The organism is Mycobacterium sp. E3247 (genome assembly GCF_001667785.1).
Classification (GTDB): Bacteria; Actinomycetota; Actinomycetes; order Mycobacteriales; family Mycobacteriaceae; genus Mycobacterium.
Genome location: NZ_LZJG01000190.1, coordinates 1 through 1,505 on the forward strand (window position 1 = coordinate 1; position 1,505 = coordinate 1,505).

At 68.1% G+C, this 1,505-nt stretch carries 1 protein-coding gene; it reads right to left on the minus strand.

Translation table 11 applies throughout. The annotated features are described in order from the left end of the window. Positions 1 to 11 precede the first annotated feature (11 nt). Positions 12 to 1,505 (minus strand): chaperonin GroEL (gene groL, locus A9X04_RS10135; protein WP_067919915.1); only part of this gene is annotated, 1,494 nt, incomplete at its 5' end.

The following is a 1,505-nucleotide window of genomic DNA, read 5'->3' on the forward strand; positions in this document are numbered from 1 at the left end:
TCGTTGACTTTCTAGAAGTCCATGCCGCCCATGCCGCCGGTCGGGTCGCCCGCGGGAGCGGCCGCCTTCTCCGGCTTGTCGGCGACGACGGCCTCGGTCGTCAGGAACAGCGCCGCGATGGACGCCGCGTTCTGCAGCGCCGAGCGGGTGACCTTGACCGGGTCGGCGACGCCGGCCTTGAGCAGGTCCTCGTACTCACCGGTGGCGGCGTTCAGGCCGGTGCCGGCGGGCGAGTTGCGGACCTTCTCGGCCACCACACCAGGCTCCAGGCCACCGTTGAAGGCGATCTGCTTCAGCGGAGCCTCGAGCGCCACCCGCACGATGTTGGCGCCGGTCGCCTCGTCACCTTCGAGCTTCAGCTCGTCCAGCGCCGGGGCCGCGTGCAGCAGGGCCACGCCACCACCGGCGACGATGCCCTCCTCGACGGCGGCCTTGGCGTTGCGGACCGCGTCCTCGATGCGGTGCTTGCGCTCCTTGAGCTCCACCTCGGTGGCGGCACCGGCCTTGATCACCGCAACACCGCCGGCCAGCTTGGCCAGGCGCTCCTGCAGCTTCTCGCGGTCGTAGTCGGAGTCGCTGTTCTCGATCTCCTGGCGGATCTGGGCCACGCGCCCGGCGATGGCGTCGGTGTCACCGGCACCCTCGACGATGGTGGTCTCGTCCTTGGTGACGACGACCTTGCGGGCCTTACCCAGCAGCGCGACGTCGGCGCTCTCCAGCGACAGGCCGACCTCCTCGCTGATGACCTGGCCACCGGTGAGGATCGCCATGTCCTGCAGCATCGCCTTGCGGCGGTCACCGAAGCCGGGGGCCTTGACGGCGACCGACTTGAAGGTGCCGCGGATCTTGTTGACGACCAGGGTGCTCAGAGCCTCACCCTCGACGTCCTCGGCGATGATCAGCAGCGGCTTGCCCGCCTGGATGACCTTCTCCAGCAGCGGGAGCAGGTCCTTGACGGTCGACACCTTGGAGCTGACGAGCAGGATGTACGGGTCTTCCAGGACCGCTTCCTGACGCTCGGCGTCGGTGACGAAGTAGCCCGAGATGTAGCCCTTGTCGAACCGCATGCCCTCGGTGAGCTCGAGCTGCAGGCCGAAGGTGTTGGACTCCTCGACGGTGATGACGCCCTCGTTGCCGACCTTGTCCATCGCCTCGGCGATCAGGTCGCCGATCGACTGGTCGCCCGCGGAGATCGCGGCGGTGGCGGCGATCTGCTCCTTGGTTTCGACCTCCTTGGCCGACTTGAGCAGGGTCTCGGTGACCTTCTCGACCGCCTTCTCGATGCCGCGCTTGAGGCTCAGCGGGTTGGCGCCGGCCGCGACGTTGCGCAGGCCCTCTTTCACCAGGGCCTGGGCCAGCACCGTGGCCGTCGTCGTGCCGTCACCGGCGACGTCGTCGGTCTTCTTGGCGACTTCCTTGACCAGCTCGGCGCCGATCTTCTCGTACGGGTCCTCCAGCTCGATCTCCTTGGCGATGGACACACCATCGTTGGTGATCGTGGGGGC